Below are 26792 nucleotides of genomic sequence, written 5' to 3' on the forward strand. Positions count from 1 at the left end.
CTAATTATTAAGCGTTTTCAGCTAACATTTTTTGTCCAGCTTCGATAGCTTCTTCGATGGTTCCTTTCAAGTTGAAAGCAGCTTCTGGTAAGTGATCTAATTCACCATCCATAATCATGTTAAATCCTTTGATAGTATCTTTGATATCTACTAAAGATCCTGGAATACCTGTAAACTGTTCTGCTACGTGGAAAGGCTGAGATAAGAATCTCTGAACTTTTCTTGCACGGTAAACAACTGATTTATCTTCTTCAGAAAGTTCTTCCATACCAAGAATCGCGATGATATCCTGAAGTGACTTGTATCTTTGAAGAATTTCTTTTACTCTTTGAGCACAGTTATAGTGATCGTGACCGATAACTTCCGGAGATAAGATTCTTGAAGTAGAAGCTAGTGGATCTACCGCTGGGTAAATACCTAATGAAGCAATCTTTCTGTCAAGTACCGTAGTTGCATCCAAGTGAGCAAATGTTGTTGCAGGAGCCGGGTCAGTTAAGTCATCCGCAGGTACATATACTGCCTGTACTGAAGTAATTGAACCATTTTTAGTTGAAGTAATTCTTTCCTGCATCGCACCCATTTCAGAAGCAAGTGTTGGTTGGTAACCTACCGCTGATGGCATACGACCAAGAAGTGCAGATACCTCAGAACCAGCCTGTGTAAAACGGAAGATGTTGTCTACGAAGAAAAGTACGTCTCTACCTTGTCCGCTTTCACCACCATCTCTGTAATACTCAGCTAATGTAAGACCAGAAAGTGCTACTCTAGCTCTTGCTCCTGGCGGCTCGTTCATCTGTCCGAAAACGAATGCTGCTTTAGATTCTTTCATAGCCTCTAGGTCTACTTTAGAAAGATCCCAACCTCCGTTTTCCATAGAGTGCATGAAGTCATCACCATACTTGATAATTCCTGATTCAAGCATCTCTCTCAAAAGGTCATTTCCTTCTCTCGTTCTTTCACCTACTCCAGCGAAAACAGAAAGACCTCCGTGTCCTTTTGCAATATTGTTAATCAACTCCTGAATCAATACTGTTTTACCTACACCAGCACCACCGAACAATCCAATTTTACCTCCTTTTGCGTAAGGCTCAACTAAGTCGATTACTTTAATACCTGTAAATAAAACTTCTGCTGAAGTTGATAATTGATCAAACTTTGGAGCTGGTCTGTGAATTGGAAGACCACCATCCTTAGATATATTTTGAAGTCCGTCGATAGCATCACCAACAACGTTGAATAGTCTTCCGTTTACAGCCTCACCGATTGGCATAGTAATAGGATCTCCATATCCGATTACATCTTGACCTCTCTTAAGACCATCAGTAGCGTCCATTGCAATACATCTTACTGTATCTTCGCCAATATGTTGTTCTACCTCTAAAACTACTTTTTCACCGTTTTCTTTTGTAATTTCTAACGCGTCATAGATTGCTGGAACTGCTTCCACATCATTAAAGACAACGTCGATTACCGGACCAATAATTTGAGAAATTTTACCTTTAATTTGGTTTGCCATTGCTAAATTTTTTCTTGGTGCAAATATAGTGATTCTTCGTAAACACGCAATTGGTAAAAAAAAGATTTTTATCATGCTTTTTAATAAAAGAACCAAAGAAGAAAAACTCCTTTGGCTCTAACCTGTAAATATTCTTTATTATTAATTAATTGCTTATTTCAGTTAATCAAAAAATATTTATTTTTTAATAATCTTAATCACTTTTTGTGAACCATCTTTCATTTCTAGCTTCAACATGTATATTCCGGAGCCAATCTCCTTTACATATAAGTCTGATGATGGTTTATCAAATGTTTTGATCAATTTTCCAGAAATATCTGTAATTGAAATAGATCGTACATTTTCAATCTTATTAATACTGATTACCTCTGTAAATGGATTAGGATATATTTTTACTCCATTATTTCTATTTGTTACTTCTGATGTACTCAGCTGCGAAGTCGTTACACTAATATCATCCACTTGTAAATAAAATTGATCAGCATCCGAATAACAATTAAACCCCATGTAATATACTCCAGTAGTTTGAGGTATAAATGTTACGGTCTCCGTATGAATATCTTCATCCGCAATATCCGGATAGTCTGCCAGTTGGTTAGTCATTGAAGAGCTATTAGCATTCATTCCGTAAGCTACTTTTAGCTTTTCATCAAATCCACTTCCTGAATAAGTGTAAGTCAACTTATATTCTACTCCACTCATAAGATTCAGACCTGGAGTAAAAAACCAGGCATTAGCATCATTTGAGGAGTGATATTTATAGGTTAATGCCTTACTGTCAATACCAGTAAAAGCACTCTGTCTAGTGGTCCAGTCATTACCAGATCCAGCATTTTCAATAGTAGAACACGCAGGCAATGCCGGCGTTGTTACACTTTCAAAATCTTCAGTATAGGGTAAATTCAAAGGATTGCACTGTGCACTTATCTGAATTCCTAAAACAACTGCACCAATAAGTAATATTTTATTCATATCATTTTCTTTCTAAAATACAAAAATTATTAAAACAAACCAATTTTCAATAAAAATATCTCAATGAAAAACAACGAATTATTTAAATATAAATAATAGTTCAAATAATTTAATTATATCCGTATGAATAATTTTAAAGGTTTTATATTTGCAAATCAAATTTTTCCGTTTTGAAAGTTTTCAAGAATTTTAAAGATTATTCCTCTCAAAAGCCTTTAGCACTGTCTTTAGGGATGTTTGACGGGGTGCATCTTGGACATAAAAGTATTATAGATGAGCTCATTAAGGTAGGAACAGAAAACAATCTGGAAACTGCCATCCTTACTTTCTGGCCACATCCGAGGTTTGTTTTTAATCCCAATGAAGATTTAAAACTTCTGAATACCATAGAGGAAAAGCAGCAACGTATTGAAAAATATAGTATTGATAATTTGTTTCTGAAGGAATTTGATGAAGAATTCAGAAATCTTACCGGAGAAGAATTTGTACGTCAGATCCTGATTGATAAACTGAATGTAAAATATCTTATTATAGGATACGATCATTCTTTCGGGAAAAATAAAAGCGGAAATTTCGAACTTCTTCAAAAGCTGTCTAAAGAACTTGATTTTGAGGTTGAACAGATGGAAGCCATTAATATTCACGAGAATAATATCAGCTCTACCAAAGTTCGCAATGCTCTTTTAACTGGAAATATTAAAGAAGCCAATGAAATGTTGGGATACTTCTATCCTGTTTCCGGAACTGTAGTGCATGGAAAGAAGATTGGGAGAACCATTGGTTATCCAACTGCCAATATTGACACGGAATCCATTAAACTTTTACCTAAAAAAGGAGCCTATATTGTTGAAGTGGAAGTAAAAGGTCAACAATATAAGGGAATGCTGAGCATTGGAACAAATCCTACTGTCAACGGAGAAAAACTAACTGTTGAAGTATATATTCTTGATTTTGATAAGGATATTTATAATGAAAAGATCACCGTGAGATTCAGAGACTTTCTTCATGATGAAATCAAGTTTGAAGGATTAGAAAAGCTTATTGAACGACTTGATGAAGATAAACAACTAACAGAAGCATTTAATTTTTAAGATATAAAAAAGGCTATTCATTCCTGAATAGCCTTTAATTTTTTTATTTCAAAATCTTTACATAGATTTTTTGGGTGTCACTATTTAATTTTACATTAGGAAACGCTTTATCGTGGTCAATAAAGATATCTCCTTTTTCATTGGCTTTTCCATTGCCATCAGAATCCCATTCAGTAGCAATATAATATTTTACTCCATTTGTAGGTTTTGGATTGATCTTGCTTTCAGCATCTTGCGGTACTGGTAATTCGATGGTAAAAGGAATTGTTTTTCCTTCAAATTCTTGTTCGGTAATCAATGTTGCTGGTGCATCCTGCAGGCCTTCACTCACTCCATATAAACTTACTTTAAGTTTTGGATTTTTGATGGTAAATTGATCAGTCCCTGTAAATTCAATCTTAAGGTTTTCTGACTTCACATTCTCAGTACTTTCAGGAGTAACTGTCTGATCTTTTTTCTCTGCAGGCTTATTACAACTTGATAGTGTTAAGGCCCCGGCTGCCATTAATAATAAAAGGTGGTTTCTCATATGTTCTTTGTTTTAATTAATTTCAGTTTAATATTTCACAGATATTTGATAACAAAATTCGTACCTGAATTGATTAGCCTTAAATTAGAAATTAAATTTTTTAAGAATTATTGATGGCATGCTGTACTTTTTTGGTAAGCGACTTAAACACCAAATCGTAAGAATGATCTATTAATTTAAAAATCAGATCTCTTTTCAGTCCATCTAAATTCACTGAATTCCAATGGGTTTTATTCATATGATAGGCTCCCGTAATCTGAGGGTATTGTTCTCTAAGCTCTGCGCTCCATTCCGGATCTGTCTTTACATTAACAGACAGAGGCTGCCTTTCGAGACCCATCAACAAAAATATTTTTGTATCTACCTTTAATACAAGAGTTTCATTATCAAAAGGAAAACTTTCTGTAACCGCTTTTTTAGTAAGACAATAGTCTAATATTTCGTTGGCATCCATAGTTTTTTACGGGCAATTAATAATAAGTAAAATAATTTATAAATGATAATTGATAGACAAGATTTTTAATGACAAGATCTTTTATCTTTTATCTTTTATCTTTTATCTTTTATCTTTTATCTTTTATCTTTTATCCAAATTTAGTAAATTTAAAAAAGAAAATACCACTATACCAAACCCGATTATTATGAAAGCTTTAGTAATAGGTGCCACAGGCGCTACAGGAAAAGACTTGGTGAATCAGCTACTTAATGACAAGGCTTTTGAGGAAGTCAATATTTTTGTAAGAAAACCTGTTGACATTAAGAATGAAAAATTAAAAGTCCATGTTGTAAATTTTGAAAAGCCGGAAGAATGGAAAGGAATGGTACATGGAGATGTTGCATTTTCATGTTTAGGAACTACTTTAAAAGATGCCGGAAGCAAGGATGCTCAAAAAAAAGTAGACTTTGATTATCAATATGAATTTGCCAAAGCTGCCAAAGAAAATGATGTGGAAGATTATATCCTTGTATCGGCTTATGGTGCCAATCCTAAGTCTAAAGTTTTCTATTCTAAAATGAAAGGTGAGCTGGAAGAGGCTGTAAAACAATTACATTTTAATAAAATAACCATTTTTAAACCTGGAATGCTTGAAAGAAGAGATTCTGAGAGAACAGGCGAAGTTTTGGGAAGCAGGATTATAAAATTCGCCAATAAATTGGGACTATTAGAAAGCCAGAAACCCTTACCTACCGATGTTTTAGCCAAAGCTATGATTAATTCTTCGAAAATTAAAAGCAATGGTTATTCCAGTATCAAGCTTGGAAATATTTTTTGTTTTGCAGAAAAGGTGATTGATAGATGATAAAACATTATACTAAAATCTGTGTAAATCCGTGCAATCTGTGGTAATTTTTATTTAACCACAGATTTTCGCAGATTGGCACAGATGCTTTGATTTAGTTTGTTTTTTTAAGATTCGGAACAAAAATATAATTTATTTTGTGGTCTTACTTCCCATGCTTTGTCCCAATTTCTCATATTCAGTATCATTAGGTTCCCAAAGCTCTATTTTATTTCCCTCAATATCCATTATATGAACAAACTTCCCGTAATCATAGGTTTCAATTTTGTCCAGAATGGTTACGTTTTCTTTTTTTAACTGCTCAACCAACTTTTCAAGATCATGAACCCGATAATTAATCATAAAATCTTTTTCTGAAGGTTGGAAATATTTTGTTTTTTCACTGAAAGGACTCCATTGGCTGAAACCTTTTTTAGAATTATCTGCTCCTTGATACCATTCAAAGACAGATCCATATTCATTGACTTCAAAACCTAAATGTTCTTTATACCATTCTCTCATTTTTTGGGGCTCTTTGGATTTAAAAAAGATTCCACCTATCCCTGTTACTCTTTTCAGAGCGTCAGATTCTTTTTCTGTCACTGCTTTAAAGGCAAATCCTGATAAAAAAGCTGCCAGAATGCAAACTGCAAAAAATATTTTTTTCATGAGTTATTGTTTATTTTAAAATAAAAAAAGTGGATGTAATCATCCACTTTGTAAAAATATACTTTTTTTTATTTCTTATTTCAAATATTTTGTAATTGACTCACTTGTAGGTTTTGTAGTACTTACAAAACTATCAATCAACTTTCCATTCTCATCAACCAGGAATTTGGTAAAGTTCCAAAGGATAGCTGTATTTTTTACTCCGTTCAATTCCTGTTCTGTTAAATATTTAAAGATAGGTGCCGTATCATCTCCTTTTACAGAAACTTTCGCTGCCATAGGAAATGTCACACCATAGTTTTTCTGGCAGAATGTTCCGATTTCAGCATTGGTTCCTGGTTCCTGGCCACCAAAATTATTGGCAGGGAAGCCTACAATCACCAGTTTGTCCTTATATTCTTCATATAGCTTTTCAAGGTCTGCATACTGAGAAGTAAATCCACACTCAGAAGCCGTATTCACGATCAGGATTTTCTTTCCTTTGAAATCTGCAAAGTTGATTTCCTTACCATCAAGGCTTTCAACTTTAAAGTCATATATTGTTTTTCCCATAAGTTCTTTGGTTTTAGCTTGAGAAATTTCACTTTTTTGATTGGTGCAGCTTTGCAGAAACGCGATAAAAGAAAGCAGCATTAAAAAAATATTTTTCATTTCTTATAAATTTAAGCAACCGAAGCTGCAGATGAATTAAAACTTAAAAATATTGGCAGGAAAGACCTTGTTGATATCTATTCTGTTAAGAAGCATCACATAGTCTCCATCTTTTTTAGGACTTGAAGATTCTATTCTGAAAGGCATCGTAAGGTTTCCTACTTTTTTATAATCGGAATATACTACCGTTTCTTCTTTTTTAATCTCCTTTAAAAGCATGTAAGTTGTTGTATCAAAATAATACATATTCTTATTCACATTCTTTGTTAGTTCCACTTTATGACAATAAATCTCACCTACTTTTTCTTTTCCAAGATATTTAGCATCAAAGCCTTTATTTTCCCAGTCAATAAAATCATTATCAAAGTTTTCCGGTACATATTCCGGATATACCTGAAGTTTATTGGCGGCATAGTTCATCGCATAACCTTTGTTTCCGTCAAAACCTTCAATTGCAGTTTCTTTACCCCCAATTACAATGATCGTTTTGGTAAGATTAGGTCTCTGCTGATATATTTTTATAGGATATTCATCTTTAATTCCCAATACCACTTTTCCTTGTAACAATACGGAATTTAAAAGTTTCCAATTGGTTAAACCTCCGGATAATTCAATATTTTTATCTATAATTTCCTTTGCAGTTTGAGCATAGTACAATGAACTTGTAATGGTAAAAAGAATTAAGTATATTATTTTTTTCATTTAATTTTATTAAAATAGTTATTTAAAGAAGAATTAAAAATCAAGCCTACCTTGCTATTTTTATTTTGAGGAACCTGATTTTCATTTATATATTTAAAAATCATTCCCGGATCTTCTTTAAAACCTAACGTTTTTGTAAGATATAATATTTTATTTTCAAATTTTACAGGTGACAATTTTGAGATTTCAAAACTGAATCTTAATAATGCTAATAAAATAAGCTTGCTATCAAAAACTTATTTATCAATTCAAATATAAGGGGAATTGGGATAAAAAGCAAAAAGACTGAGAAAGTATGAGTCTTATTATCACATTCTCAAGTTTCTCTCGTTTTTCAAATTAAATCAGCTTTCTTGCTTTTTCCAGGTCTTCCGGTGTATCGATGCCTACTCCAACGAAATTGGTTTCTATCATTTTGATTTTCATTCCATATTCCAGGTAGCGAATGCATTCGATCTTTTCGGATATCTCCAGGGGTTTCATTTCAAGCTTAGAAAATTGTAATAAAGCTTCTTTTCTGAATGCATATACTCCGATATGCTTAAAGTAGCTCACATCATAAGAAACTTCTCTGTGAAAAGGAATTGCGGAACGGCTAAAATATAAGGCAAAACCGTTATTATCCGTAATTACTTTTACATTATTGGGGTTTTCTATTTCTTCTTTTTCTGACAATTTTATTTTTAGGGAAGCCAGGGAAATCTCCTGTTGATCGTCTTGTTTAAAAACTTCAATCAATTGCTTCAAAGGCTCCAGCTTAAGAAATGGTTCATCACCCTGAACATTAATAACGATATCACAATCTATATTTTGTACAGCTTCAGCAATACGGTCACTTCCTGTTTCATGCTGTCCTGTCATTACAGCTTTTCCTCCGTTCTTAGTGATTTCCTCCAAAATAATTTCAGAATCTGTTGCTACAAATACTTCATCAAACAGTCCTGTTTCCACAACATTTTGATAAGTGGTTGTAATAACAGTTTTTTCTCCCAGAATCTGCATCAGTTTTCCCGGAAAACGGCTTGCTTCATAGCGCGCAGGGATAACGGCGATTATTTTCATTCAGTAAATATTAATTAAGTCTTTTCAAGCCAATATCTCCAAAAAAATGAATGATATGGCTTATTCAGACCAAAAATAGTGAAAACTATTTTAGTTTGTTCTATAAAATGTGGTATTCTAACCAAATTTTCTATTAAACACTATAATTTTATCTCTTTTAAAAAAACAAAATTCCCACATTCTTATTGAAGATGTGGGAATCGGGTATAGATTTTTATTTAAATGAGTCAGTTGTTAAAAAGATAGCTTTACGCCTACCATATTGTATTCCCATTGGCGGGATGCCATAAGGTCAAATTTATATTTTGTTTTTCCTATTGTTCCTTCTGAGGTTGTATACCTGCTTTTTGATATGGTTTTTCCAATAAAATATCCCATTAATAATGCTAAAGGATAGTCTGAAGCCCAATGAACTTTACTTTGCATCATCTGAAAACATAAAGCTCCAGCTAATGTATATCCTACAGGTTTTATCCATCGGGCATCCGGATAATTGTCTGCAATAACGGTGATCCCAGCCATAAAGGTAGTTAAGTGTCCGGATGGCATGGCATCATAATTAGAAGTATATTTTCCAAATGCTGAAAAACTTGGGAACGGATTCCATGCCCCTCCTTTATTTCCGTTTTCTTCCGCAATAAACGGACTTTCTCTTCCAGTGATTCTTTTGATCGTTTGGGTGAAAACTCCGGAAAGAATTAAACTTTCCATTAATCCACTCGCTGTTGCCTGTGCTCTATAATCATTTTTAATTAAACCATAGGCTCCGAAACCGATTCCAAGAAATACTAATGTAGATCCATTTCCTATAAGATACAATGTAGATCCGATATCTTTGGGAATTTTGAAAACACCACCCAATTTGGTATAGTTGTTATCTTTATCCATTCCCCATCTTTCACCCAACTCTCTTGAGTTATCGATGAGTTTCTGATCAAAAGGCAAAAGGATCAGTGTTGAAGCAACGGCACCTCCTAAATAGTAGGCATGATCTTTTGCTACAAAATCTTTATTGGTATCAATAAAATTTCGCGGAAGCTTGGTTACAAAATCCAGCAGTTTAGGTTTTGGATATGTTCTGACAGAACCGTCTTTCAGAGTGTAAGTTTGTACTTTAGGTAAGTCTGGTACTGGCGACAGTTCCTTTACCTGTAACGTATCTACTTCTTGCGAACATACCAGTATAGACATTGGCAGCAGCAAAAATCTCAATTTTTTCATCGTTGTTGTTTTCAACCCTGTTTATTCTTAGCTTATAAAAGCCCCAAAGATAAATCCTTGTTGACTTTACTACAAAATGTTTACTTATTTTTTAATATTTATTTAATTTTTTTATAAAATAGCAGTTGAGTCTTAGTTTATATAATTAATCAGGAAAATGATTTTAAAATGTATCCATATAACAATATACCAGTGTAACAATATTCACCAATAATAAAATTGGTAAACAGTTACACTGGTACATTTATAGTTATTAACTTAATTAATTACTTCAAGTTATTCAAAGCAGTCTCCAATTTCGGAAGCATTACTTTGATCTCATCAACAGCTAATCCTCCAACGGAAGCACGGAACCAAGGTTCAGATGTATCTTCCCCGAATGCTGAGAATGGTACTAAAGCTACCCCAGCTTCATTAATTAGGTAGAATACAAGGTCTGAAGAGTTTTCAATTACCGCTCCATCCGGTTTTGTTTTTCCTATATAATCTAATTTAATGGTAAGATAAAGAGCACCCATCGGTTCGATACTATCTACCGCTAAGCCTTTTCCTTTCAGGTCCTGAACTCCGCCGTGAAGAACTTTTAAACTTTCTTCAAGTTTTCCTTTGAAATCTTCTACGAATACATTTACATTTTCAGGATTTTCATAGAATTTTGCTGTAGCTTCCTGCTCTGGTTTTGGTGCCCAAGCTCCAACGTGCGTAAGAAGAGCCTTCATTTTATCAATAATGTGTGCAGGACCGAATCCCCATCCTACACGTACTCCTGTAGCTGCCAAACATTTTGAAATTCCATCAATATATACAGTATATTCCTTCATTTCAGGGAAAAGAGAAACCGGATCTACGTGTTCTGCACCAAATGTAAGGTTAGAATAGATTTGGTCATACATAAGGTATAACGGTTTTTCGTCTGCTCCTCTTTTCTTGTTTTCAGCAATTACCAATTCGCAAATTTCTGAAAGTTGTTCTCTTGTAAACATTGTTCCTGTTGGATTCAACGGAGAACAAAGCGCCAATAGAACAGCTCCATCCAAGTGAGGTCTTAAATCATCTGCTGTTGGAAGAAAATTGGTTTCAGGCTTTGTTTTTACTTCTACGGCATTGGCAGAGGTAAGGTAAGCATAGTGGTTATTGTTCCATGATGGTGTAGGATATATTACTTTATCTCCTTCATCTACGATGGTTTTGTATACTGCATAGATCAAAGGTCTTGATCCAGCCGTAATCAAAATATCATTAGGAGAGTAATCCAGGTTCCATCTATTTTTTAAATCCTTGGATACTTCTTTTCTTAAAGATAAAAGTCCGTTGGCAGGTGGATAGTTTGTCAGGTTATTCTGATAGGCTTTCTGAATTTCTTCCTTCAGCAATGCCGGAATAGGATAGATATTAGAATTCAGGTCACCAATAGTAAGATTGGCAATTTGTGCACCTTTTGCTTTTAGATCATTTACTTCGTTACCAATTTTTACAATTTCAGAACCGATCAGGTTCGCTGCTAATTTTGAAACTTTCACTTTATTCTTATTTAAAATTTACTAATATTATCTTCTCAGATTAATTTTGTCTTCTATTTGATCCACAGGAACGTGGGCATCGTAAGCGGCTATTAGTTCTTTAGTTTTTTTCGCGGTAGTAGAATTTGGATATTTTTTGATGAGTTTGTTATATGCTTCTCTTTTATCATCATAAATTTTTCCTTCCTCACTATCATAAATACGATCACTGTCCATTCCCAGCAGATAGTCCAGCAAATAATCGTTATATATATTTCTTGTAGCCTTTATCAACGGGCTTTTAGGATATTTATTAATAAAATTCTCCCAAGCGATCAATCGGTCTCCCAGCTCTTCCCAGGTAATTAAGAGGCCACCATTCACAGCATAATTTTCCTTATTATCTTTTGCCTTCTGTAAGATGTAAGCATCATAATCAGGAGTTACCTTATTCTTAAAAACAGACTCATAATATCCCGGCAACGAATGAATTTCTGTAAGACCTTCTCCCATCTCGCGGAATTCAAGACCTACTTTATTCAACTCGGTAGCCATTTTCTTTATGTGATCCGGCAGATTATAGGTCTCAGGTCCTGTATGATAATCGATATATTTGTCAAGCACCTCAGTTTGAGACGTATTCAAACAATCGGTGTACTTATCTCTGATTTTCACATAAGCTTCATACACTTTATTATTCTGCTCCAGACTGTTTCCTGCAATCTCTTTATTTATTTTAGTACGATACCATTGTAAAGCTGTAATATAATCTTCCGTTTTATTTTCTGAAGAACACGCTGTATCAATGGGTTTATACTGATTCTCTTGGGTTTCGTTTTTAGCTATTGAGTCATTTGCAGGTTTTACATCAGAAACCGTAGTTTCCTTTTTACAGGAAACTACAGCTACAGACAGCATAAAAACTGCTATAATTTTTTTTATCATTCTTCTTTATCAGTAGATTAATCCAGCTTTAAGTCTGTTTTAACAGCCTGAATTTTAGCTTCTAATGATTTCAGTTTATCTTTAAAGTCTGCTTCAGAAGAGATGGCATCTTTTACTGAAACATAGAATTTAATTTTTGGTTCTGTTCCTGAAGGTCTTACGCAAACCTTTGTTCCATCTTGTGTATAGTAAATCAATACGTTAGATTGTGGAATTTCGTTCATTACTTTTTTCTCTCCTGTAGAAATGGTAAGACTTGTCTGCTCTTTGAAATCTTTTACTTCTTCCACTAATGAGCCAGCCAATTCTTTTGGTGGATTTTCACGGAAGTCTTTCATCATATTCTGAATTTCTTCAGCACCTTGTCTTCCCTTTCTAACAATATTGATTAATCCTTCAAAGTACATCCCCAGATCTTCATAGATTTCGATCATGTACTGATACATTGTTTTACCGTTAGCTTTACACCAAGCAGCAATTTCACAAGCCAAAAGGATACTTCCACAAGAGTCTTTATCACGAACAAAATCTCCGGTCATAAATCCGAAACTTTCTTCTCCACCGCACACAAATTTCTGAGTTCCTTCAGCTTCACGGATCATTTTTCCGATCCATTTGAATCCTGTAAGACCCACTTTACATTCAACACCAAATTTCTGTGCAATATCATAGAAAATATCAGACGTTACGATGGTAGAACCAATGAATTCTTTCCCTGTAATTCTTCCCTGCTTTCTCCATTCGTTCAGAATGTAATAAGTAAGGATTGTATTTGTTTGGTTTCCGTTCAGCAACTGCATTTCACCCTCCAGGTTTCTTACGGCAATTCCTAATCTGTCACCATCCGGGTCTGTTCCGATCACGATATCAGCGTTGGTAATTTTTGCAAGATCCATTGCCATTTCCAACGCAGCAGGTTCTTCCGGGTTTGGAGAGTCTACGGTTGGGAAATTTCCACTCGGGATCATTTGCTCTTTTACCAGATCTACTTTTTTGAAACCTGCTTTTGCTAATGCTTTAGGAATTGTAGTATAAGTGGTCCCATGAATGGAAGTGAAAACAATATTTAAATTTTCTTTTCCTTCGTTCTGGTACGTAGAGTTTTCAATACATGCATCAATGTAAATATCATCCTGCTCCTCTCCGATCCATTCGATCAGATCATCATTTCCGTTGAATTTGATTTCTTCAAATTTTACAGAATATACTTCTTTGATAATAGCTTCATCGTTTGGTGGCACGATTTGAGCTCCGTCATTCCAATATACTTTATATCCGTTATATTCAGGTGGGTTATGAGAAGCCGTTAATACAATTCCTCCGTTACATTTTTTATCGCGAACCGTGAAAGAAAGTTCAGGAGTGGGTCTGTGATCTTTGAAAAGCAATACTTTAATTCCGTTTGCTGTTAAAACATCTGCTACCAGTTTCCCAAATTCTTTTGAGTTATGACGAACGTCATAGGCAATGGCTACTTTAATTTCCTCACCTTTGAACTGCTCCAGCATATAGTTAGCCAATCCTTGAGTCGCCTGCCCTAATGTATATTTATTTAAGCGGTTGGTCCCAACTCCCATTATTCCACGCATTCCTCCTGTTCCGAATTCCAGTTCTCTGTAGAAAGAATCTTCCAGATCCGGGGAATTACTGTCGATTAATGCCTGTACTGCCTTTCTCGTTTCTTCATCAAAGGTCTCACTTAACCAAAGTTTCGCTTTTTCAACTGTATTCATATTTGTATGTTGTTCTTTTATAGTTTGTAAATTTCCTAGTTTCAATTAGATTGTTTTTTAATCCAGCTTTTTATTCTCAACTTTCGTTGTTTTCTCTACTTTAAATGCCCTGATTGGATCGTTATAATAGATAAATTTTGCTGTATTTTGAATATTCCCTTTTAAAGAATCTTTTACATTCACTTCTGCATAGTTTCCATTTTTGGAATCGATATTCAGATTGGTAATTTTCCAGTAAGGGGAAATTAAACTTGCTGTGTCTGAAATCTTTATTACGGCATCTTTTGTTAATCCCAAAAAGTTAGCACGGCTTCTGTTATGCATTTCCACCTCTGCTCTTCTTGTGTTGACAGATCCCATGAAGCTTGCGTTATTTTTCATATTCAGTCTGAAATTATCGGTTTTAATTTCACTTGAAATATTCACTTCTACTGAGTCAGAAACGGCTACTTTCTCAAGATTATATTTTGAATAGATGGTTACATTGTAAAAATCTACTCCTTTTGTTCCTCTTTTTTCCTTAATAATAAGGGTTTTGTCTTTTACATCTACATCCAGATTACTCGCTACGTTGGGATAGGTTTCTATTTCCACGAAGTTTTTCGGGCCTTTGGCATAAAATACACGGAATTTACCTGCCAGATCCAGATTTACAAATTCTGGAACGTCCACATCTTTCTTTTCAATATTTCCCTTTGGAGAAACTTTCCCACAGGAAACAACTGCTACCAGCATCAATGTGTATAGTACTTTTTTCATATTTAATTTTAAATATTCTACTGACGATCATTTACCGAAAGTTTTCAAGACTTTCAATAATATGTTTTAACAAAAATAGGATTAAAATTTCTAAAAATCTTTGTCTTTTGACAATAAAATACCTGATAATTTTCAATTTTTCAGTTTTCATATAACGGGTATTTTTTATAGGCAGCAATAAAAAAACACCCAATAAATGGATGTTGTTCTTTTATGTTCTGATTTTACCTAATCTTTTTTAAGCTTTCCAAAAAATATTATTTAACCCTTATATCACCTTAATGATATTTTCAATATAAATATACCTTCTAACCACCCAAAATCTTAGCTATTTTTGTTTATCCAATTTAATCTTTTTACCTCTAAAAAATTGCAAAACAATCAATAATGAGAGTAATATTGAGGATAGCTTATTTATCATTGATCAAATGTCATATCGAAAATATCCACTTGTACTTTAGGGATTTCCTGTTCCATATTATCTTTCTTCAGATATACTTTACCTGTTTTAAAGTCTGGTGAAAGTTTTAGATGAATTTCAAAATCTTTCTTTCCAACCTTTTCATAAAAATCTTTAAACAGTTTTACCAATTCCTGCTCACGACCTCTTTGTACCCCGTAAGTTTGCTTTTGGGGTTCTTGTCCGTTTACGTTGCCAGGATAAATGCGAATGGTAAATTTTCTTCCAGCAGAAGTTTCAAATTCTCCATCGATCTCCAATGGAATTGCTTTGGGAGAGGATTTGGTTAAGTAATCTATTTCAGAGATACATCGTGCATTCTCTCCATTGATATAGTTGACTATTATATCTTTTTCTTTTAAATCAAAGGAATTATTAAAATCAGCTACCTTAAATGTATAGCTCCAGGGATAATGAAGGTTAATATCTTTCCAAATCTGGGTATTGATTCTTTTTTCTGAAATTTCCTGCTGCGTTTGAAGAGGCATTTCTTTTATATTAAATTTACCAATTCGCTCCTTGTAATTTCTGTATGCAAAGGTAGGTGCATTTCTTTTTTAAAATCATTAACAACATATTCCTTAGCCTGATAACTTCCCACCAAGAGAGAATTCCCTCCCAGTAAATAAAGAAATACTTGCCCACCAGGAGCAAGGGCTATTTAAAAATATTTATAATTAGAACTTTCTTTACAGTTTAATCTTTCCTTAAATAGCTTCGACAATTTTTCATAATCCAATTTAAAATCGCCTTCATAAAACTTGTCTTCCGCATAAGAAAACCATCTGATTTTCATCCCGAAAGGAATGGGCCGATATTGTTCTCCTACAATCATAACTCCGGAATCGCCACTCCACCATTGAGATTGCAGAACCTGTCTGCTAGGAATTCCAGCGATTTCCTCTCCCTTATTATCATAAAAGAATCCATCTACAATTTCCATATTATATCCCATATCAGCAGTTGTCAAAGCCAGCCATTCGTACTTATTATTCATATTATTTATTTTTTCGCAGCCACTACAAAAGAAAGCAATCAAAATTGATATAATTATATTTTTCATAGTATCAAATATTAAGACAATAATGAACCCTAAAGCTTTTATTTACCCACCCCAGATCTTATTAACTTTAGCTTTTTGTAATTCTATTTTTTCGCCGTTGCATTCTGCATATACCTTAATCTCATTGTACATAAATGTAGGTACTAATACAATGTCTACAGGTTGATCAGGGTACTTTTGTTTAAAGTCCTCAAATATCTTCATTAGCTCTTTATCATTGAAAAAAATCTCTGTATTATACTTTGTAAAAGATATATTGGCATTATAAGGAAGGGCTGCTGCCCTATAGTCTGTTTTTGCTAAATCCTGTGGATAATATATGATTGCTTCTCCATTATAGTATTTTATAGATTCAAACGTAATCTTATCTTTTTCATCATAGGGTTTTAAAACAAAACGATATTTGTACTTGGTGCGATACTTATCCCAAAGACCAAATGGAATACCATTCTTACTGATTTCTGTTCTTACACTATCTTTAACTATTATATTATAAAGATCATCATAAAATTGTTGCTGACTTTCATTTTTGTCCACAAATCCCATAAAAACATTTTTATCCACAAAAACTTCTTTAGCCTGCAATCTACAAATCTCTACTCTATGATGCCCAGCTGATAACCATACTACAATAACACCTCCAGGTGCAGCTCCTACTGTAAATGTATCGTAAGTACTATGCTTAATATCAGTATAAATATTCTGATCATTAGGAACTTCTACCAACGAAAAACCTTTGCGAAATTCTTCCAAAATTTTAGCAGATGGTAAATCTGCATCCACAGTATAGAATTTCTTCTCTGCATAAGCCACATATGTAAGATTAAGGTGAGTAGGCATTTCATTGCTTCCTTGCCCAGCCTCACTTCCATCATACTCCCAACTTCCCGTTGTACGGCCTACTCTTGGCATTCCGCAGATTAGCTTTTTGTCTTTATTCAACAACCAACCTTCGTATACTTCTACAGGGTATCCTTCAGGTGCACTCACTGTAACCATGTAAGAGAATTCTTCTTGTTGGCTGTTTTTTATCTTTGATATATCATTTTTGTTGCATGTCAACAATATAAATATACTGCAAAGCATAGTGAGAATATATACTTTCATATTATTAATCTTTTTACCTCTAAAAAATTGCAAAACAATCAATAATGAGAGTAATATTGAGGATAGCTTATTTATCATTGATCAAATGTCATATCGAAAATATCCACCTGTACTTTAGGAATTTCCTGCTCTATATTATCTTTCTTCAGGTATACTTTACCCGTTTTAAAGTCTGGTGAAAGTTTTAGATGAATTTCAAAATCTTTCTTTCCAACCTTTTCATAAAAATCTTTAAACAGTTTTACCAATTCCTGCTCACGACCTCTCCTTATCTCATAAGGCTGCATCTTGGGCTCTTGTCCATTTACGTTGCCAGGATAGACACGAATGGTAAATTTTCTTCCGGCAGAAGTTTCAAATTTACCATCAATCTCCATTGGGATTGCTTTGGGGGAGGACTTCGTTAAGTAATCTATTTCAGAGATACACCATGCTTCCTCTCCGTTAATGTAGTCGACTCCCATTTTCTGCTTTTTTAATTCAAAAGAATTGTTAAAATCTGCTACCTTAAAAGTATAGCTCCAGGGATAATGAAGATTAATATCTTTCCAAATCTGGGTATTGATTCTTTTTTCTGAAATTTCCTGCTGCGTTTGAAGAGGCATCTCACCTTGAAAATGTTTTACCGCATTATTCCTTTGTTCGTTACTTTTATTTCCAAGATCAGTCCATTGCAACGAATGGCTTTCTTTCGCTAAAAAATCACCAACCAAGAGAGAATTCCCTCCCAGTAAATAAAGAAATACTTGCCCACCAGGAGCAAGGGCTATTTTAAAATATTTATAATTAGAACTTTCTTTACAGTTTAATCCTTCCTTAAATAGCTTCGACAATTTTTCATAATCCAATTTAAAATCGCCTTCATAAAACTTGTCTTCCGCATAAGAAAACCATCTGATTTTCATCCCGAAAGGAATGGGTCGATATTGTTCTCCTACAATCATAACTCCGGAATCTCCATTCCACCATTGAGATTGCAGAACCTGCCTACTAGGAATTCCAGCGATAACTTCACCCTTATTATCATAAAAGGATCCATCAACAATCTCCATATTATATCCCATATCGGCAGTTGTCAAAGTCAGCCATTCGTACTTATTGTTCATATTATTTATTTTTTCACAGCCACTACAAAAGAAAGCAATCAAAATTGATATAATTATATTTTTCATAGTATTAAACATCAAAACAAAAACAGGTTAGTAAAACATAGAAAATAAGATAAATATTTATTAAAAATAATCGATGCCTCTTTTTTCTATAAAAAATTATTGTTTCAAGGACAATATATCCAAAAATACCTAAACAAAAGATACTACTCAATATAAAAAATAAATAGCCTGAATTAAAATCAATCAAATAATTATTAGCCAAAATAAATGTAAGTATTATAGGAACTAAACTTAAAAATAATATACCTATCCTTTTCATAAAAAATAAAACTAAAAACTTATTATAAAATCTTTTATTATCTATTACTCTTGAAATGAGAGGAATAACAAGCTGGATTAACAATATAAGTAGAGTTATTGCAGTTAAAATAGCAATAATCTGTCTATAATCTAAAAAATAATATTGATCTTTTAACAAGGTTAAAATCAATAAAATCCCTAATGTAAATAAAAAATTCACTTTCATATTTAACCTTTTAAAATATCTCTTTCTGGTTTTCCGCCTACATAACGTCCATCCATAGTGAGTGTCTCATCATCTTTATTTGAACGATGAAGGTATCTATTTCGAACCCACATTAGCTGTTCTTTAGGTAATGTTACTGCAAGAGAATTAATACCATCATTGCCAATTGCATAATTATATAATTGTTTTTTTATTGGCTGCAACCCCTCGTCCACATTATATTTCTCTCCAGGAGTTTCAATATAAAACTTATTATACTTCAAATTACTATACTTTTCAGAAAGCTTTAGCATTATTGATAAAGGAATATATTGATAATATTAGACAAGCCTTTTCTTACCCCATATAATGTATATAAATGACTGTAAGAAAGGGTATCCAGTTTAGAAAAATTGGTTTTAAGCTCTTTTGTAATCATAAACTGTTCCGGCTGATACCATCCTTCTTCAATATAACGTTTTTTTATTTTTTCCAGTTCTTTTTTCGCTGTACTCTCATTATCTCCATAGAGCATGTATTCTCCTAAATATCTTTTTTCGTCACTTATTTCACCATACCCACCGCCAATATCTGAATGCACTCCCGGCATCGTAAGCTGGTAACCTACTCCCGCTTTTACAGAACTTTCAATATTAGTCAATTTAAAATTATTCCTGTATTCATCAGCAGCGGCCAACTGTACGATCTTTTTTGCTCTGCCTCTTAATTTTAACTGAAGCTCTATCACATCATTTAAATGGAGGATACCATAAGACGCAACGGTATCAAACAACCCGATAAAGTTAAAGGTAATTTCTTTAGAACTTTTTAAATTCAGATAAATCGCAATTAATGAGTCCTGGGACAAAAAATATCTTGCCGCTGCCGCACCCCGGCTGAAACCAAATACATTAATGGTTACTTTGCCAATAGATATATCTTTATCAAAATATTTTTTATTGGCGAAGTCCTGCATTTGCTGTACTCCCCGCTGTACTTTATCTTTGATACCTCTCATATAAATAGCGATGCCCGTCCCCAATGCGCCTCCCGGAAAAGCCTGATCCTTTTTCTTATCTTCAGTACCTATCCCTTCGGTATAAATTTTAATAATATCTTCGGTTTCTTTAACATCGTTATTCATATATAATAAAGCTACATTGGAGTAGAAATTAGTATAACTATCATCCTCTTTATTGCTTTTCCTGTTATAAACATCTGTTTTTCCAATCCTCTCCGTAGTATTGGTCATATTATTCATAGTTCCATCAAAGAACATATTGAAAACTACGTCTCTCTTAGATTTATTATCCTGTTTAGGTTTGTTATCAGGGGCACTAACTACCACTGGCTTATTCGTCTGTTGCGGTTTATCAACATGTTGTGTCAGCTCATTTTGTATAACAAGCTGTATTTTTTCTTCTGTACGGTTGATATAATTTTCATATTTTACCTTGATATAATACTCGTGTTCACCTTCCTCAATCCAATCCTTTTTGTTCAGAGCATCCTGATAGAGACTGAGCTGATTAAAATACAGATAGGCAAAACCTTTATCATCTACACCGCTGGTCGTAGAAGTACCCATCGACCGATCTTTAGTCGTTTCCTCCTCATAAATAGATATTTTTAGGGAATCTCCCTTTGGAATATTGATTGTTTTAATGGCTAACTGTATTTTATCCAGATAGCCTACCTTTCTTTTTCCTATCGGTTTACCTCTGAAATCCTGCCATTCTATGGATAGAATTTTTGGATTTCCCAAAAGAATAAATAAATCAATAGAATGCTCAGTATTTTTACCATTTTGAATAACTACAGCAATAAGTCTTACTTTCTTTCCTGCCAGATTAGGGTGAAATTTGAAACTTCCCGCAGTGTTGGTCGACAGTATCTTACCATTGTATTCTATTTTCCACTCTTTTACTTTAGGATTTCCTGTGATGGCCAGCAGGCTGTAGCTGTATGATTTATAAGTAAGGGGTCTTGTTTCTCCTATAATTTTCATCAATGTGTTTTTTAAAGTTTAACGATATCCTTTTCCTCCTCTGCAATTTCTTCTTTCTTCAAATCAACAAACGGAAATACTTCTGCAAGTACCTCAGGACGTGCATGATCTATGTTTTGTTGAGAAATTTCTGCTGTTTGTCCGTGGTTGGTAATAGTAATACAATCCGGGCTTCCTATCGGACAGGTTGCTTTACTGTCTTCCAACAGCGCTTTTCCGTTATTATCTTCCAGCGTAATGTTCTGATAATAACCGCTCCATTGGGTGATGGTAACCTGACAGGGATTGTTGTTCATTTTGGCACAGCTTCCAAAAGTATTTTTCTCAAAAGTTTTACCAATATCTACGTGGGTAGCCATCAGTTTACTGCTGCCTTCCTTATCGTTAATGTATCGTTTGCTTTGGGTTTTCACCAGCAATTTATCCGGAGCTGTGCCGAACTGGCATTTACAGATGGCTCCCTGGCATACTAAATGTTTCTCGCTCATTGTGTTTTGTGTTTTTACAATTTTATTTTGTTCTGAGACTTACATGAAATATCTAAAGGATAAATCATTCGCTCTGGAAATTTTTTATTCCGGTAACAAAATAGGTCGAAATTTAAGTATGCCCTATTTTTTTAGGGTCATAATATATTTCATACCATTAATTTTAATGATTAGGTATATCAAATATAAAATTTTTGCCGATATATTTCAACATCAATACCAATTTCCTTATTTTGATGAAAAACTGATAATTTTCCCACGATCGAAGAAATACTTTTTGTCTCCTTATTAAGCTGATAGAGAAGATCAAGAGAGCCTTTCTTCAAATCTGTTGCAATGGGAGTATTTATTTGTTCTCCTTTTATATGAATAAGAATTTTATCATGATCCGTCAGTGTTTTTTGCAGCGAAAAAATAGCTGTATAAGAAATTACCTCTTCCAGAGAGGGAAAATAGAAGGTAAGTATTTCTTCTTTCTGATAATTAGAATATAAAGTGTATAGCGGCATAAAGTAAATTGCATAAAACAGATTATGATGCAATACTTCTGTACTCCCGCTCATGTTTTCGTAAAACCGGTTTAGCTTCCTGATCGCTTCATCTGCTACCTCGCCTTCATAATATTGATGTATTCTGGGATAATATTCTTCCTTCCAACGATTTTTGATCTCATTTGCATTGAGTACCGCCTCTGGTCGCCCATCTTTTTTTAAAGAAATTTGTAATGGATAAAGAGCCTCACCTGCAGTTTCTATTAGTTTTTCAACCATCAGTTCTATTTCCTGATCATTGACGTATATTTTTTTTCTGACAACAGACACCGCCATTTTCTCTTTTCTTTGGATATCAACAAGGTAATGTATTTTTGTTTCAGGTAAAGCAGTTGTTATCAATACACCATAGGTAGATTCTTCGGGGGTATCGGGAAGTGTTATCTGTGAAATGAGTAGACTTTTCTCTTTCCGTTTACTTTCCTTATCGGCAGGGATATAAATATATTTAAGGTATTTTGGTAGATTTCCGGGAATAATTTCGTGTAAAGCACAATGCTGATTATGAAAGGCAATCAGTTCTTCCTTAGAAATACCATATTCTCTGGAAAGCGAATCCAGATCGGTAATATCTTTAATTTTAATTCTAATATTTTCCATTTGTGTGTTTTTCATCTTACACTAAGATCGGGAAAATAATGTTTAAAAAAATATCTCAGAAAGTTTTCTTTCTGAGATATTGTATGTTCAATAAAGTATATAAAATTTAAATTATATCACTTCATCAATATTATAATTCTTATGCTCGCGGTTGGTTCTGATAATCATTTCTCCCAGGAATCCTGCTACAAACAATAACGTTCCCATAATCATCATGGTTAATGCAATGTAGAACCAAGGATTATTAGTGATTAAATGGCCATAGATTCCTCTGGCTACATCAATCAGTTTGGATACTCCCAGCCACAGTGCAGAAAGAAAACCTAAAATAAACATTACGGTTCCAACTGCTCCGAAGAAATGCATAGGCCTTCCTCCAAAACGACTTACAAACCAAAGCGTTACCAGATCCAAAAATCCTCTTACAAATCTTTCTGTTCCGAATTTTGAAGTTCCGTAAGGTCTTGCCTGATGCTGTACTTCTTTTTCTGTAATTCTTCTGAAACCTGCATTTGCAGCCAATACCGGAATATAGCGGTGCATATCTCCGTATACATCTACAGATTTTACCACTTGCTTTTTGTAAGCTTTCAAACCACAGTTGAAATCGTGAAGATAGACTCCTGAAACTTTTCTTGCCGCAGCATTGAATAGTTTTGACGGAATATTTTTCGTCATTACATTATCGAAGCGTTTCTTTTTCCAGCCGGAAACAATATCGTAATTATCATGAATGACCATATTATACAGTTCGGGAATTTCTTCCGGAAAATCCTGTAAGTCGGCATCCATGGTAATCACCACATCTCCGTTTGTTCTTTCAAAAGCGGCATGAAGAGCCTGTGATTTCCCATAATTTCGGGAAAATTTAATCGCGTGGATTTGAGGATACTGTACTTTTAAGTTCTCAATAATGCTCCACGACAAATCCGTACTTCCATCGTCTACAAACCAGATTTCGTAAGATAAACTATTGGTTTGGCAGACTTTGTCAATCCTTGAAAAAAGCTGTTCCAAAGAGTCTTCTTCGTTCAGTAATGGAATAACTATAGATAAGTTCATTTAATTTTAATAAAAATTAGTCTTGATTCGTTTCTTCGGGCTGATAGATACTTCTCGTTCTGAAAAATGCTCCGAAAAACACCGACAAAACTACGTAAAATATAAGAATTGCTGCAAAATATCCTGAAAAATGACTTGCCGTAAGCATATCTTTTCCTTTTACAGCCTCTGGAGAGAAGCTTTGTACTCTCTCTTTATACTTCTCATCCAGTTCGTCAATATCTTTCTGATGTTTCAAAATTTTTCTCGCCGAAGTATATTCTGTATCCAATTCCGACTTCTGTCTTTGAACATATTGGTAGTTCAAAAGCTTTTTTGCATCCGTATCTGCAAAGTTTAAAAAAGCATAAATACTGAAAATCGAAAGAATTCCTCCGATGAACATCGGAACGAATGCTCTTTTGAACGCTTCCTTAAAAGTTACTACTCTATGGTTGTTCCAATAGGTTTTTACGGACCAGAATGCAGCTCCGGCATAGAGAATAGGCAATACGAAAGCATTGGCTTTCAGTGAAATATCAAAATAATTGATTCCTGAAAAAAAAGTGTACACTACAAAGAAAACGATCATTGTAGCGATAAAAAGTATAATTCCTAGTGTTGATGGACTTTTCGTCATGTTAAAATTTTTAGAAAAAAGTTGAAAAATTATCCTCCTAAATGTCAGCTGATTAGCTCTACTACTACATTTTTTCGACAAATTTTCTTTAATAAAGTTTTGAAGTTTACAAATATTTCCTACCTTTGCAACGGCAAGTCCTAAACAACCAGCTCCTGAGAATCCTCCAGGGTGGGAACGCAGCAAAGGTAATTGGTCGTAGCGGTGTGATTTAGGTAGCTTGCCATTTTTTTTTGGTTTAAAGTGAAGAGAGAGGTAATTGAATAATTATCTTTTTTTGTTTTTAATACTTTACACATCTTTTTCATTTTTCTAATTGTTATATTACCTCCGTCTTATTATTGATTAAAATTCGAAAGTTTCTCCTAATTTTGGTAAAACAAGTTCTACATTTTTATCGGCGAAATGCTTTAATGCACTTTCATGATTGATCTCAATAGCTGGAAACGTATCAAAGTGACATCCGATTACCTTTGGAGTTTTTAATAGTTCTGCTGCCGCAAAAGATGCTTTTCTAGGACACATTGTATAATGGCTTCCGATTGGAAGGATAGAAAGGTCAATATTCCCGTATAATCTTGGGAATAGCTCCATATCTGCCATTACACCTGTATCTCCAGCTAAATACACATTCTTACCTTCAGGTAATCTGAAAATATAGCCTACAGGAACACCACCATAGCTCCCATCTGGGAAAGAACTGGTGTGATGAGCCGGAACCATGGAAATTTTAAGATCGTCGATTTTTGCCGATCCTCCGAGGTTCACATCATCCTTATTTTTAGCTTGTGTAAAGTATCCACATACTTCAGGTACTCCAATTACGGTAGCTTCAGGATAATGCTGTAATACTTCCGCTACATCTGCAATATGATCTCCATGGGCATGAGTCAATAGGATGTAATCGATTTTTTGAGCGGTAATATCAAAACCTGATTCCGCTTTTTTGTAGTTGTAAAAAGGGTCACTTAAAATTGTTTTGTCCTTGTACGTGAACAGAAAACAATTTTGCCCTAAAAATTGTATTTTCATTGTAAGTTTAATTTCAATTATTATTAAACACAAATGACTCAAATGCTTTCACAAATAACACCATAAGGTGAGTGACATTCGTGAAAAGATTCGTGCCATCCGTGTTTTTTTTTAAAAACGCAAAGCGTTGTCTATTTACTCTAATTATTTCGATGGGAATTTATCTTCAATAAGCCTCAAATTAATTCCATGTTCCATATAAGCTTTACAACCGTCTAAAACCGTCGTAAAACCGCCTGTATTGTCGTTAATTTGTCTTAGGAGATCTTCACCCGTCTGGCTGAATCCATAGCTTTTAATCACAACAAGAGTTCCGTTTTCCATAGTTTTAAACTCATAGTCTACATGTACTGAAGGTTCTCCCCATTCTGTTTTAATCAGTTGGTTCGGAATAATCTGATGAACATTTACCACGTTTTTCACGCCGTACATCTCCCATTCCCAGGTCACTGTTTTCCCTTCTTCTAATTTACCCGTAGATTTTGTAAACCAGAAATGAGTGGTTACTTCAGGATTGATAAATGCTTCAAAAACATCTTCAATTGATTTTCTAATAAGCATTTGTGCTTCAACATAGACATTGGAACTCATGATATAATATTTTAAGATTTAGTTAAATAAATTAAGTCCGGCAGCTGTAAGAATAGCCATTACAAACGTCATAATTCCAACCTGCTTTAAATATTGATCTAATTCTTTCGGCTCTTTTACCGACATGATATTCCTTCTCAGCTTTGCTAATGGGAACAACAGAATCATTACGATGAATACATAGTAATTTTGCTGCTGTATAAATCCATTTACTCCTAAAAAGATAAGAATGAGTACCAATGGAAGCTGTAAAAGGATCATTTCATAGATCATTGCATTTTTGAATCCGATTCTTAATGCAAAACTATTCTTTCCTGATAGCTTATCACTTTCGATATCTCTCATATTGTTCAGGTTCAAAACTGCCATACTCATCATTCCTACTGCAGTTCCCGGTAACAACATATCCCAGCTGAATGTTTTTGTAAACAGGAAATAACTTCCGCATACGGAAACCAATCCAAAGAAGATAAATACAAAAATATCTCCCAATCCCATATATCCATAAGGCTTCTTCCCTACTGTATATCCGATTGCAGCCAAAATACATGCAACTCCCAAACCTATAAAAATATAGAATTCATTCATATAGTTTGGAATGAAAGCAACATACAATAATGCAATCGTAGCAACGAAAGACAATGCCGAGAAAAGAATGACAGCATTTTTCATCTGCTTGGCAGTAATTTTTCCTGAGGCAACCGCTCTTGCTTCTGCTTCATTGATTCTTTTTGCATCAGTTCCTTTTACCCCATCGCCATAATCATTGGCATAGTTTGATAAAATCTGATATAAAAGGGTTACCAAAAGGGCCAAGGCGAAAATCTTCCAGTCCCAGGTTCCGCCTTCTCTGTAAAGTCTCCATTTTGCAATGAAAGCTCCCATAATAATTCCGCTTAATGACAGCGGTAAAGTTCTGAGCCTTGCGGCTTTAATCCAATCAGTCATAAATTTATAAATAAGCA

Annotated in this window: 29 protein-coding genes and 1 other RNA gene; 3 read left to right on the forward strand and 27 right to left on the reverse strand. The window is 34.1% G+C overall.

Features of this window, described 5'->3' with window-relative positions; all coding sequences use genetic code 11:
- Positions 1-7: 7 nt before the first annotated feature.
- Complete coding sequence (gene atpD, locus EL260_RS14390) at positions 8-1516, reverse strand: F0F1 ATP synthase subunit beta (protein ID WP_123856009.1); 1509 nt, start codon at positions 1514-1516, stop codon at positions 8-10.
- Between the two features lie 177 nt (positions 1517-1693).
- Positions 1694-2488, reverse strand: coding sequence for a T9SS-dependent choice-of-anchor J family protein (locus EL260_RS14395; protein WP_123856010.1), 795 nt, complete (start codon positions 2486-2488; stop codon positions 1694-1696).
- 170 nt (positions 2489-2658) lie between these two features.
- Here EL260_RS14395 and EL260_RS14400 point away from each other — a divergent pair, with 170 nt between their 5' ends.
- Complete coding sequence (locus tag EL260_RS14400; RefSeq protein ID WP_123856011.1) at positions 2659-3579, forward strand: bifunctional riboflavin kinase/FAD synthetase; 921 nt, start codon at positions 2659-2661, stop codon at positions 3577-3579.
- Positions 3580-3622: 43 nt separating this feature from the next.
- Here EL260_RS14400 and EL260_RS14405 read toward each other — a convergent pair whose 3' ends face one another.
- Both EL260_RS14405 and EL260_RS14410 read right to left on the reverse strand, forming a co-directional pair.
- Positions 3623-4108 (reverse strand): hypothetical protein, encoded by a 486-nt coding sequence (locus tag EL260_RS14405; protein ID WP_123856012.1) that lies wholly within the window; start codon positions 4106-4108, stop codon positions 3623-3625.
- Positions 4109-4208: 100 nt separating this feature from the next.
- On the reverse strand, positions 4209-4562 hold the full coding sequence (locus EL260_RS14410) for an MmcQ/YjbR family DNA-binding protein (protein ID WP_123856013.1): 354 nt from the start codon (positions 4560-4562) through the stop codon (positions 4209-4211).
- Between the two features lie 187 nt (positions 4563-4749).
- On the opposite strand from EL260_RS14410, the gene EL260_RS14415 reads away from it, so the two are divergent.
- Positions 4750-5409, forward strand: coding sequence for an NAD(P)H-binding protein (locus tag EL260_RS14415; protein WP_123856014.1), 660 nt, complete (start codon positions 4750-4752; stop codon positions 5407-5409).
- A gap of 132 nt (positions 5410-5541) precedes the next feature.
- Here EL260_RS14415 and EL260_RS14420 read toward each other — a convergent pair whose 3' ends face one another.
- The 20 genes from EL260_RS14420 to EL260_RS14515 form a co-directional block, all read right to left on the reverse strand.
- A complete protein-coding gene (locus EL260_RS14420; protein ID WP_317126508.1) occupies positions 5542-6057 on the reverse strand; it encodes a VOC family protein in 516 nt (171 codons plus the stop codon).
- 75 nt (positions 6058-6132) lie between these two features.
- Positions 6133-6708: a glutathione peroxidase gene (locus EL260_RS14425; protein ID WP_123856015.1), complete on the reverse strand. Its 576-nt coding sequence runs from the start codon at positions 6706-6708 to the stop codon at positions 6133-6135.
- Positions 6709-6744: 36 nt separating this feature from the next.
- On the reverse strand, positions 6745-7410 hold the full coding sequence (locus tag EL260_RS14430) for a histidine kinase (protein ID WP_123856016.1): 666 nt from the start codon (positions 7408-7410) through the stop codon (positions 6745-6747).
- A 339-nt stretch (positions 7411-7749) separates the two neighbouring features.
- Positions 7750-8472, reverse strand: a complete 723-nt coding sequence (kdsB, locus tag EL260_RS14435) for a 3-deoxy-manno-octulosonate cytidylyltransferase (RefSeq protein WP_123856017.1) — start codon at positions 8470-8472, stop codon at positions 7750-7752.
- A gap of 234 nt (positions 8473-8706) precedes the next feature.
- Positions 8707-9693, reverse strand: coding sequence for a phosphatase PAP2 family protein (locus EL260_RS14440; RefSeq protein WP_123856018.1), 987 nt, complete (start codon positions 9691-9693; stop codon positions 8707-8709).
- Positions 9694-9959: 266 nt separating this feature from the next.
- On the reverse strand, positions 9960-11213 hold the full coding sequence (locus tag EL260_RS14445) for a pyridoxal phosphate-dependent aminotransferase (protein ID WP_123856019.1): 1254 nt from the start codon (positions 11211-11213) through the stop codon (positions 9960-9962).
- Positions 11214-11240: 27 nt separating this feature from the next.
- Positions 11241-12137: a tol-pal system YbgF family protein gene (locus EL260_RS14450; RefSeq protein ID WP_123856020.1), complete on the reverse strand. Its 897-nt coding sequence runs from the start codon at positions 12135-12137 to the stop codon at positions 11241-11243.
- Between the two features lie 17 nt (positions 12138-12154).
- A complete protein-coding gene (locus tag EL260_RS14455; protein WP_123856021.1) occupies positions 12155-13870 on the reverse strand; it encodes a phospho-sugar mutase in 1716 nt (571 codons plus the stop codon).
- 57 nt (positions 13871-13927) lie between these two features.
- The gene (locus tag EL260_RS14460; protein WP_123856022.1) at positions 13928-14629 is read right to left on the reverse strand and encodes a GIN domain-containing protein; all 702 of its coding nucleotides are present in this window, start codon (positions 14627-14629) and stop codon (positions 13928-13930) included.
- 417 nt (positions 14630-15046) lie between these two features.
- Positions 15047-15577, reverse strand: a complete 531-nt coding sequence (locus EL260_RS14465) for a hypothetical protein (RefSeq protein WP_123856023.1) — start codon at positions 15575-15577, stop codon at positions 15047-15049.
- A gap of 173 nt (positions 15578-15750) precedes the next feature.
- Complete coding sequence (locus EL260_RS14470) at positions 15751-16086, reverse strand: DUF2931 family protein (protein WP_232534810.1); 336 nt, start codon at positions 16084-16086, stop codon at positions 15751-15753.
- Between the two features lie 108 nt (positions 16087-16194).
- Positions 16195-17259, reverse strand: coding sequence for a DUF2931 family protein (locus EL260_RS14475; RefSeq protein WP_164466520.1), 1065 nt, complete (start codon positions 17257-17259; stop codon positions 16195-16197).
- Positions 17260-17333: 74 nt separating this feature from the next.
- Entirely contained in the window at positions 17334-18365 is a 1032-nt protein-coding gene (locus EL260_RS14480) for a DUF2931 family protein (RefSeq protein ID WP_232534811.1), read from the reverse strand.
- A gap of 70 nt (positions 18366-18435) precedes the next feature.
- Positions 18436-18897 (reverse strand): hypothetical protein, encoded by a 462-nt coding sequence (locus EL260_RS14485; protein ID WP_123856027.1) that lies wholly within the window; start codon positions 18895-18897, stop codon positions 18436-18438.
- Between the two features lie 2 nt (positions 18898-18899).
- Positions 18900-19190 (reverse strand): hypothetical protein, encoded by a 291-nt coding sequence (locus EL260_RS14490; protein ID WP_123856028.1) that lies wholly within the window; start codon positions 19188-19190, stop codon positions 18900-18902.
- Positions 19190-20884, reverse strand: coding sequence for a phospholipase effector Tle1 domain-containing protein (locus EL260_RS14495; RefSeq protein WP_123856029.1), 1695 nt, complete (start codon positions 20882-20884; stop codon positions 19190-19192). Before EL260_RS14495 ends, EL260_RS14490 begins: the two co-directional genes overlap by 1 nt.
- A gap of 11 nt (positions 20885-20895) precedes the next feature.
- Positions 20896-21372, reverse strand: coding sequence for a DUF4280 domain-containing protein (locus tag EL260_RS14500; RefSeq protein WP_123856030.1), 477 nt, complete (start codon positions 21370-21372; stop codon positions 20896-20898).
- 179 nt (positions 21373-21551) lie between these two features.
- Entirely contained in the window at positions 21552-22523 is a 972-nt protein-coding gene (locus tag EL260_RS14505) for a hypothetical protein (RefSeq protein ID WP_123856031.1), read from the reverse strand.
- A 111-nt stretch (positions 22524-22634) separates the two neighbouring features.
- Positions 22635-23585, reverse strand: coding sequence for a glycosyltransferase family 2 protein (locus EL260_RS14510; protein ID WP_123856032.1), 951 nt, complete (start codon positions 23583-23585; stop codon positions 22635-22637).
- A gap of 16 nt (positions 23586-23601) precedes the next feature.
- Positions 23602-24204, reverse strand: coding sequence for a DUF4199 domain-containing protein (locus EL260_RS14515; RefSeq protein WP_123856033.1), 603 nt, complete (start codon positions 24202-24204; stop codon positions 23602-23604).
- Between the two features lie 131 nt (positions 24205-24335).
- Between EL260_RS14515 and ffs the strand changes: the two genes are divergently transcribed.
- Positions 24336-24433: signal recognition particle sRNA small type (gene ffs, locus EL260_RS14520), an RNA gene on the forward strand.
- A gap of 116 nt (positions 24434-24549) precedes the next feature.
- Here the strand turns inward: ffs and EL260_RS14525 are convergent.
- The 3 genes from EL260_RS14525 to menA all read right to left on the reverse strand — a co-directional run bounded on the left by EL260_RS14525 (position 24550) and on the right by menA (position 26775).
- Positions 24550-25236, reverse strand: coding sequence for a metal-dependent hydrolase (locus EL260_RS14525; RefSeq protein WP_068943468.1), 687 nt, complete (start codon positions 25234-25236; stop codon positions 24550-24552).
- A gap of 144 nt (positions 25237-25380) precedes the next feature.
- Positions 25381-25827, reverse strand: a complete 447-nt coding sequence (locus EL260_RS14530; protein WP_123856034.1) for an SRPBCC family protein — start codon at positions 25825-25827, stop codon at positions 25381-25383.
- A gap of 18 nt (positions 25828-25845) precedes the next feature.
- Complete coding sequence (gene menA / locus EL260_RS14535; RefSeq protein ID WP_123856035.1) at positions 25846-26775, reverse strand: 1,4-dihydroxy-2-naphthoate octaprenyltransferase; 930 nt, start codon at positions 26773-26775, stop codon at positions 25846-25848.
- Positions 26776-26792: the final 17 nt, after the last annotated feature.

The sequence above is a fragment of the Chryseobacterium nakagawai genome (genome assembly GCF_900637665.1).
GTDB lineage: Bacteria > Bacteroidota > Bacteroidia > Flavobacteriales > Weeksellaceae > Chryseobacterium > Chryseobacterium nakagawai.